This window comes from Actinoplanes sp. NPDC049598 (assembly GCF_040675435.1).
Classification (GTDB): Bacteria; Actinomycetota; Actinomycetes; order Mycobacteriales; family Micromonosporaceae; genus Actinoplanes.
In genome coordinates this window covers 482356-489726 of record NZ_JBFAOX010000004.1, presented here as the reverse complement: position 1 = coordinate 489726, position 7371 = coordinate 482356, and the positions used below count along the sequence as shown (strand labels likewise).

At 73.0% G+C, this 7371-nt stretch carries 6 protein-coding genes; 1 reads left to right on the top strand and 5 read right to left on the bottom strand.

Translation table 11 applies throughout. The features are described from left to right. Positions 1 to 675: 675 nt before the first annotated feature. From AB0J66_RS13395 to AB0J66_RS13375, 5 genes are all read right to left on the bottom strand, one after another. Positions 676 to 1176, bottom strand: coding sequence for a hypothetical protein (locus AB0J66_RS13395; RefSeq protein ID WP_364659461.1), 501 nt, complete (start codon positions 1174 to 1176; stop codon positions 676 to 678). A 43-nt stretch (positions 1177 to 1219) separates the two neighbouring features. After that, entirely contained in the window at positions 1220 to 1777 is a 558-nt protein-coding gene (locus tag AB0J66_RS13390) for a leucyl/phenylalanyl-tRNA--protein transferase (RefSeq protein WP_364659459.1), read from the bottom strand. Continuing rightward, the gene (locus AB0J66_RS13385) at positions 1774 to 2946 is read right to left on the bottom strand and encodes an FAD-dependent oxidoreductase (RefSeq protein ID WP_364659457.1); all 1173 of its coding nucleotides are present in this window, start codon (positions 2944 to 2946) and stop codon (positions 1774 to 1776) included. Before AB0J66_RS13385 ends, AB0J66_RS13390 begins: the two co-directional genes overlap by 4 nt. A 72-nt stretch (positions 2947 to 3018) precedes the next feature. Then, positions 3019 to 3966: an RNA polymerase sigma factor SigJ gene (gene sigJ, locus AB0J66_RS13380; RefSeq protein ID WP_364659455.1), complete on the bottom strand. Its 948-nt coding sequence runs from the start codon at positions 3964 to 3966 to the stop codon at positions 3019 to 3021. A gap of 13 nt (positions 3967 to 3979) precedes the next feature. Then, positions 3980 to 6046 carry an alpha-galactosidase gene (locus AB0J66_RS13375; protein ID WP_364659453.1) on the bottom strand — a complete coding sequence of 689 codons (2067 nt, stop codon included), beginning with the start codon at positions 6044 to 6046 and terminating at the stop codon, positions 3980 to 3982. 142 nt (positions 6047 to 6188) lie between these two features. On the opposite strand from AB0J66_RS13375, the gene AB0J66_RS13370 reads away from it, so the two are divergent. Next, entirely contained in the window at positions 6189 to 7343 is a 1155-nt protein-coding gene (locus AB0J66_RS13370; RefSeq protein WP_364659451.1) for an ROK family protein, read from the top strand. Positions 7344 to 7371 lie beyond the last annotated feature (28 nt).

Here is a 7371-nt window from a genome sequence, read left to right as displayed (position 1 = left end):
GGGTCGTGGACGGTGGGCGGACCGGGGGCGGCGGGCCGCGGACGGCGGGTCGTGGACGGTGGGCGGACCGGGGGCGGCGGGCCGCGGACGGCGGGTCGTGGACGGTGGGCGGACCGGGGGCGGCGGGCCGCGGACGGCGGGCGGCAGGCGGCGGGCGGCGGCAACCGCTACAGACGCCGGCTCACGCATAAACCCACAGACGCTGGCCCACACACCCCGACGGACGCGGCCTACACACCTTCTCGCGAACGACTGCCGACGCACGCCCCGCGGTGGGCGGTCCGATGCAGGCCAGCCTTGGAGTGGATCGGTCGCGAAGTGCGAAGTAAAAACTGCGAAGTAGAAACTTCGAAGTCAAGAGTGCACATCCGGGCGCGGGCTTGGCCAGGGCGGCGGGCGCAGCCCCAACCAGAGCGGGAGCCTGCCTGGAGCGCCGAGCGCGGGCCCGCCCAGAGCGGCAGGCGCGAGCCAGCCCAAAGCGCCGAGCGCGAGTCCGCCCGAAGCGACGCGCACGAACCCAACCAGAACGCCGCGCACGGACCCGACCGAAGCGCCGAGCGGGGGCCATGAGGCGGCCAAAGCGCTGAGCAACGGCAGATGCGAAGGCGGGCCAAGCAGTCGCGGGCGCGAATGGTGGCCCGGCTGGGACCGATGCGAAGTGGGCGGCCGGGGTGGCTACCGTGCCAGGGTTCGGAACACCGTGCCGGTGGTGGTGCCGTAGACGAGGTGGGCGGTCAGGTCCTTGGCCAGCGTCTTGCGGTCGTAATGCCAGATGGGCTTGTAGAGGCCGGCGGCGGGCAGGACCACATAGCTGGTGGCCCAGACGGTGGCGCCGAACGGTGGGCCGTAGGCGGGGCTCGGGGTGCGGAGGGAACCGGCCAGCAAACCGTAGGCGGCGCCGGCGCCGATTCCGTACCCCCAGTGGGTGATGTTGTTGACCAGGGCGGCGTAGCGCTCGTCGAGCTTGCGCTGGAACAGGCCCTCGAAGAGGCGCCGGCCGACCTGGGCCGGGGCGGGGGCGTCCTCCCAGGTTTTGACCGTGGCGGAGAACTCCCAGGTCTGGAAGCTGTCCTGGCCGCCGCCGCGGCGGTATCGGCGGTACAACAGCGTGTCCATGGCCAGGGTGCCGATCGCGCCGGCCACCAGGCCCCGCACCACCGCGCCGAGAGGTGTCATCGGGCTCTCCAATCTGCGCCCGAAAAACGGGCGCATAGCCAAGTTAAGGGGTCAGGGCGGCGTGGAGCAGCTCCAGATACTCGTCGCGGGGGATCTCGACGCCGCCGAGGCGGCGGGTGAACGGGTGGGACTGCTGGACGTCGAGGAGGACGCAGTCGCGCCGGGCGGCCAGCTCGGCCATGGCGGCGATCGCGGCGTGGCCGGATGAGGAGACGGTGTGGAATGTGGTCTCCATGGAGACCCAGCGGCCCAGGGCGACGCCGACCACCCCGGCCACCAGAGTGCCGTCGAGCCACACCTCGGCCGAGTGTGCGGCCCCGGCGAGGTGCAGGCGGCGGTAGAGGTCCTTCATCGGCGGGTCGATCCACGTGCGTTGCCGCCCGGCCGTGCAGCCCTCGACGACCTCCGCGAAGGCCGTGTCCCAGCGGAGCTCGAAGGCGGAAGCGGCCCGCCGGGCGCGTTCCAGGTATCGCTGCCACGTGCGCCCGGGGAGGTCGACGACGCAGCGGGTGGGCGGGCTCTCCCACTTGAGCGTCCCCGACTCTCCCCCGGCGTACCAGCCGTTCGCGTAGTAGGCGAGCGCATCCGCCGTCCCCGTCATGGAAGCAGGGTACGGACCTCGGACTGCCGGGTGGCCGGGCGGCGGCGGACGGGCAGGCGGAGGGTGGGGTTGGCGACGCCCCAGAAGGCGCCCTTGCAGACGAGTTCTTTGTAGACGGCGGCGGCGCGGCCGGTCAGGGCGGCGGAGACGGCGCGGTCGTCCGCGGTCACGTACTGGATGAGGCCGTCGCTGCGGCCGAGCGAGATGCACTGGTTGTAGTACCGCAGCGGGGCGTGCGGGAGTTTGCCGCCGGTCAGGCGGGCGGCGATGGTGTCGGCGGCCTGCCAGGCCATGGGGACGCCGGAGGCGCAGGCCATGCGCAGGGGCTTGCCGCCGGCGCCGGGGGCCTGGGCGGCGTCGCCGATGGCGTAGACGTCGGGGTGGGAGACCGAGCGCATGGTGCCGTCGACGATGATCTGGCCGGTGGGGCTGGTCTCCAGGGTGGTGGCGGCGGCCAGGGGGTGTACGGCGAAGCCGGTGGTCCACACGGTCACGGCGGCGGGGATCGTACGGCCGTCGGCCAGCTCCACCGCGTCGGGGGCGACCCGGGTCACGGTGGCGTTCTCGTGGACGGTGATGCCGAGGCGGTTCGCGACCCGGTGCAGGTGGGCGCGGCCCTTCGGGGAGAGCCAGTCGCCGAGCTCGCCGCGGGCGGTCAGGGTGACGTCGAGGTCGGGGCGGGCCTCGGCCAGCTCGGTGGCGGCCTCGACGCCGGTCAGGCCGGCACCGACGACGGTGACGGTCCCGCCCGGGCCCAGGTCGGCCAGGCGTTCGCGGAGACGCAGCGCGCCGGCGCGGCTGGCGAGCTCGTACGCGTGCTCGGTCGTGCCGGGCACACCCTGCGGGTTCCAGCCGCTGCCCAGCGCGTAGACGAGGGTGTCGTACGACAGTGAACCGTCGGAGAGGGCGACAGTCTTGGCGACGGGGTCGATAGCGGTGACCGTGGCGATCCGCACGGAGACGCCGGTGGCCGCGAACATCGAAGCCAAGGGACGGGGCTTGAGGCGCTGGCCGGTGGCCAGTTGGTGGTTGCGGACGCGTTCGACGAAGTCGGGTTCGGCGTTGACGAGGGTGATGGCGGCGTCGGCCGGGCGGAGGCGCTTGGCGAGGCGGCCGGCGGCGATGGCGCCGGCGTATCCGGCTCCGAGGACGATGATGCGGTGCTGCATGGCGTCGCTCCTTGTTCTGCGCGGGTTCGCCTCTTGAACCGGGCAGCGGAACGGAAGCTGACGTGAACCAGGTCACTCGAAGGCGACGAAGAGCGGCGGGCCGTGGTCGGTGGCCGCCCAGCGCTCAGTCGCCCGTACGAGCTTGTCGGGGTTGCCCTGGGCCCGCAGGGCCGCCACGCCGTCGGGGGTGACCTCCAGGCAGAGGACGCCGACGACGCGCCCGTCGAGGACGGCGACCACGGCCGGGTCGCCGTTGGCCACCGAGGCGTGGATCTCGGGTGCGCCGCCGACCAGGGCCCGCTTGGCCTCGCCGGGCCGGAACAGGCCCCAGAAGAACTTCGCGACCGCCACCGCGCCCGAGAACGGCTTGGCGCGGGCGGGCACCTTGCCGCCGCCGTCGCCGACCCCGGTCGCGTCGTCGGTCAGCAGCCGGACGAGCGCGTCGGTGCGGCCGCTGGTCGCCGCGGCCAGGAACTCGGTGACGATCCGCTTGGCCGCCGCCTCGTCGACCCGGGTGCGGGCCCGGCCCTCGGCCAGGCGCCGGCGGGCCCGGTGATAGAGCTGCTGGCTGGCCGCCTCGGTGAGGTCGAGGATGCCGGCGATCTCGGCGTGCGGGTACGCGAAGGCCTCGCGCAGCACGTAGACGGCGCGCTCGGTGGGGGTCAGGCGCTCCATGAGGACCAGGACCGCGTACGACACGGAGTCGCGCTGCTCGGCGGTCTCGGCCGGCCCGAGCATCGGGTCACCGGCGAGCAACGGCTCCGGGAGCCACTGCCCGACGTACGTCTCCCGGCGCGCCCGGGCCGAGGTGAGCTGGTTGAGGCACAGGTTGGTGAGCACCTTGGTCAGCCACGCCTCGGGCACCTCGATGCGCGCCGGGTCGGTGGCCTGCCACCTCAGAAAGGCTTCCTGTACGGCGTCCTCGGCGTCCCCGGCCGAGCCCAGCAACCTGTACGCGATCGCCTCGAGCCGGGGACGCGACGCCTCGAAGCGCGCGACGTCGGCCCCGGTCAGAGACATGCCTCGATGGTAGCTACGGCACCCGGCGCAGCCGGACCAGGGTGCTCGCGTGGTCGCCGCGGGGCAGGTCGAGGGGCAGGCCACGCAGGCGCAGCACGGCCCCGGGATAGGTGGCGCCGGTGTCGAGGTCGACGTAGTCGGCGCCCGGCAGCGCGGCGGGCAACGGCAGCGGGCCGGGCGTGTACCCGTACGGCCGGGTGGGGCAGAAAGCGAGCACCACGTGCTCGTCCCCCCGCACGAACTGGACCCCGGTGAGACTGCCGCCGCCGGTCAGCCGGTAGGCCGTGCCGTGCTGGACCACGGGCCGGATCCGCTTGTACGCGGCGACGTGCTCGGCCGCCTCCTTGAGCTCGTCCGTGGTCCACGTCGTGAGGTCGCCACCCAAACCGAGCACGCCGGCCATCGACACGTGGAAGCGGAAGCGCAACGGAGTCGTACGCCCGGTGGTGACGTTGGGGTTGTCGGTGACCCAGGCGCTCATCACCTGGGCCGGGAAGTACTGGCTGAAGCCGTGCTGGATGCCGATCCGGTCGACCGGGTCGGTGTTGTCCGACGGCCAGATCTGGTCGGTGCGGGCCAGCACCCCCAGGTCGGCCCGCCCGCCGCCGCCCGCGCAGGCCTCGATGCGCAGACCGGGATGGTCGGCCCGGAGCCGGTCCATCACGCGGTAGACGGCCCGGGTGTGCTCGAGATACACCCGGTCCGGGCCGGCCTCGGTGAAGGCCCGGTTGAAGTCCCACTTGAGGAAGTCGAGGTCGAGCTCGCCGACGAGCCGGTCGAGCCAGGCGTGCGCCCACTGCTCGACGTCGGGGCGGGCGAAGTTGAGCACGAGCTGGTTGCGCATCTCGGTGCGGCGCCGGTTGGGGTGGTGCTGAACCCAGTCGGGGTGGGCGCGGTAGAGGTCGCTGTCCGGGTTGACCATCTCCGGCTCGACCCAGATGCCGAACCGCATGCCGAGCCGGCGCACCTCGTCGGCCAGCGGGCGCAGGCCGTTCGGGAAGCGGCGCGGGTTGGGCGCCCAGTCCCCCAGGCCGGCCCGGTCGTTGAGCCGCTGCCCGAACCAGCCGTCGTCCATGACGAACAGCTCGGCCCCGGCGCTCGCGGCCCGGGCGGCCAGCGCCATCTGCCCGGCCTCGTCCACGTCGAAGCCGGTCGCCTCCCAGCTGTTGTAGAGCACGGGCCGGTCCTCGCCGGGATAGGTCAAGATCTGATCTGAGACGTACGCGTGCCAGGCGCGGCTCGCCGCTCCGAAGCCGGCCGCGGAGTAGACGCCGGCGAAGACCGGGGTCGTCAGCGTCTCCCCCGCCTCCAGGGTCCAGGTCAGCCCCTCGTGCCCGAAACCGCCGGTCCAGCCGGTGCGGCCGCCGGGGTCGCGGTGCAGGGTGACCCGCCAGCTGCCGCTCCAGGCGAGCACGGTGCTCCAGACCTCGCCCTGCTCCTCGCCGGCGGTGCCGTCGTCGACGGCCAGCCACGGGTTGGCGTGGTGGCTGGTGGCGCCGCGGCGGCTGGTCAGCACGGTCTCGGCGGTGGGCAGGTCGGTCCGTTGGAGGCGGAACTCGCTGTTCCAGGCGCCGACGAGGTGGCTGAGCCGGTACCTCACCCGGCTTGGAACGTTCCAGGCGGCGGAATCGGCCCGCTGCACGTCGAGCTGGTCCGGGCCGTGATTGATGATCTCGGTCCAGCGCTCGAGCACGTCTGTCTTGATCTTGTAGTGAAGGCTTACTCGCAGCGGGTAGTACCGGTCCGCCAGATCGATGCGTAGATGGTTCTCGGTGGTCTCATGTCCGATGAATCGCCATTCGATACCGCGGGTGCCGTCGGCGTGGCGTACCTGCAGGGAGGTCGGACCGAAGTGGTCGCCGCCCTCGACGGCCAGCTCGGCCGCGCCCGGGCCCTGCTCGAAGCTGCTGGCGGCCGGATCGGCGATCTCGTCGGCCAGCGCGACGGCCTCGGCGAGCGTGATCCGCGGGCCCCAATGCACGTGCCGCAGGCGGTCGTCGGCGTCCAGCCGGACGGCGTAGGCGCTGGTGTCGCCGGTCAGCAGCCAGAGCCGCGAGGCGGGTTCGTACGTGATGTGCATGTGAGTCCTCGTGGTTACCCGTCGGTGTCGCGGGGATGACGTGGCGCCGAGCGTATGAGCGATGGCGAGCCTAAATCAATACTTGACGAAGTTAATTAATACTCCTAGCTTTACCGGGATGGTTCCGGTTGACTTTCGCGGTATGGCCACGTTTGACGACGACGCCGTGCTCGCCGCCTCCCCGGCGGCCGCCGCGATCCTGACCGCCCTGGTGACCTCCGGCCCGCAGAGCCGGGTGAGCCTGGCCCGGCGGCTCGGCCTCTCGTCGGCGGCCGTGACCAAGTCGGCCCGCCCCCTGATCAACGCCGGCTATCTGAGTGAGCTCGACGCCACCGAGCGTACCGGCCCCGGCGCCGGCCGTCCGGCCAGCCCGCTGCGGGTCCAGGCCGACCGCGAGTACTTCGTCGGCATCAAACTCACCGGCGACGAGCTCATCGGCGTCGTCTGCGACCTCACCGCCCAGATCCAGGCCGTGTCGCACCGGCCCCTGGACAGCTCGGACGTCGACGACGTGCTGGCCGAGATCACGGCCATGGTCGGGGAACTCCTCGACGGCCCGCGGGACTTCCGCGCCCGTACCCGCCGGCTCGGCCTGGCCGTCTCCGGCGACGTCGACCGAGCGTCCGGGCTGGTCCGCTACTCACCGTTCCTGCGCTGGCGCAACGTCACGCTGGGCAAGCTGGCCGCGGCCGCCACCGGCCTCGCGGTGACCGTCGAGAACGACGTGAAGGCGCTGACCACGGCCGAACACTGGTTCGGCGAGGGCGCCGGGGCCGACTCGTTCGCCCTGGTCACCGTCGGCTCCGGCATCGGCTGCGGCCTCGTCATCAACGGCCGCCCCCTCTCCGGCTCGCACGGCGTGGCCGGCGAGCTCGGCCACCTCACCGTCGACGCGGCCGGCCCCGCCTGCCACTGCGGCGGCCGCGGCTGCGTCGAGGCGATCGCCGGCACGTCGTACATCGTCGCCGCCGCCGGAACCAGGACCATCGACGAGGCCGTGACCCGCGCCCGCGCCGGCGACCCCACGGTGGCGGCCGTCTTCGCCCGCGCCGGCGAGGCCATCGGCCTCGGCATCGCGGCCGTGGCCAACCTGGTCGGCCCGGCCCGCATCGTGGTCTCGGGTGAGGGGCTGGCCGCCTACGACTTGTTCGAGCCGCACATCCGGGCCGGCTTCGAACGCCAGGCCTTCGGCGCCGCCGCGGACTGCCCGCTTGTCATCCGGCCGTTGCCCTTCGAGGAATGGGCCCGCGGCGCGGCCGCGGTCAGCATCCAGTCGCGTCTGGTGCCGCTCGCTTGACCACACCGCGGGTCAGCTCCGCGTGACG

Bases quoted from the DNA above. Each gene is read 5' to 3' on its own strand.
- AB0J66_RS13375 (WP_364659453.1), bottom strand. From the start codon at position 6,046: ATGCACATCACGTACGAACCCGCCTCGCGGCTCTGGCTGCTGACCGGC.
- AB0J66_RS13395 (WP_364659461.1), bottom strand. From the start codon at position 1,176: ATGACACCTCTCGGCGCGGTGGTGCGGGGCCTGGTGGCCGGCGCGATC.
- AB0J66_RS13385 (WP_364659457.1), bottom strand. From the start codon at position 2,946: ATGCAGCACCGCATCATCGTCCTCGGAGCCGGATACGCCGGCGCCATC.
- sigJ (WP_364659455.1), bottom strand. From the start codon at position 3,966: ATGTCTCTGACCGGGGCCGACGTCGCGCGCTTCGAGGCGTCGCGTCCC.
- AB0J66_RS13370 (WP_364659451.1), top strand. From the start codon at position 6,189: ATGGCCACGTTTGACGACGACGCCGTGCTCGCCGCCTCCCCGGCGGCC.
- AB0J66_RS13390 (WP_364659459.1), bottom strand. From the start codon at position 1,777: ATGACGGGGACGGCGGATGCGCTCGCCTACTACGCGAACGGCTGGTAC.